This window comes from Candidatus Symbiothrix dinenymphae (assembly GCF_001431085.1).
In genome coordinates this window covers 1-481 of record NZ_BBRU01000354.1, presented here as the reverse complement: position 1 = coordinate 481, position 481 = coordinate 1, and the positions used below count along the sequence as shown (strand labels likewise).

The window sequence follows — 481 nt, the reverse complement described above, 5'->3', positions numbered from 1 at the left end:
ATTCTTTGCGGCTATTGACAAGCAGGTCAAAGCCGTGCTGAATAGCGCAGGTATTAGTCCCGACAGCGTGAAAACTATTCAAACGCAATTTGAAGCGGTAAAGCCCACGCTTAGTAAGTTGAAACTTGCAATTAACAAGTTGGATACAGAAAAATTAAGCAATGCCCACAAAACCGAAATCAACAAAAACATTGCTCTCATAAAGAGTAGTATGGAAATAGGGGAAGTAGATATTCTCTCCAACCCATTTTTTGAGTTATTGAAAAACGATGAAACTGCTTTTAACTTAGAGCAAGAAAAGGAACAAAAAGAGCAAAAACGTAAAGAACGAGAAGAAGCAAAGCGAAAAGAAAAGGTAGAAAAAGAACGGGAAGAAAAAAAGGAAAGGGAAGAAGCACAAAAAGAAAAAGAACGGGAAAGACGGGAAGCAGCAGAAAAAAAAGCGCAGGAAGAAAAAGAAAGTCCAGAAAGAGAAGCCAAA

1 protein-coding gene is annotated in these 481 nt (G+C 38.3%); it reads left to right on the top strand.

Annotated features, from left to right (window positions below; genetic code table 11):
* A partial coding sequence (locus ASC50_RS06885; RefSeq protein WP_193391205.1) for a hypothetical protein occupies nucleotides 1–481 on the top strand: 481 nt, incomplete at both ends.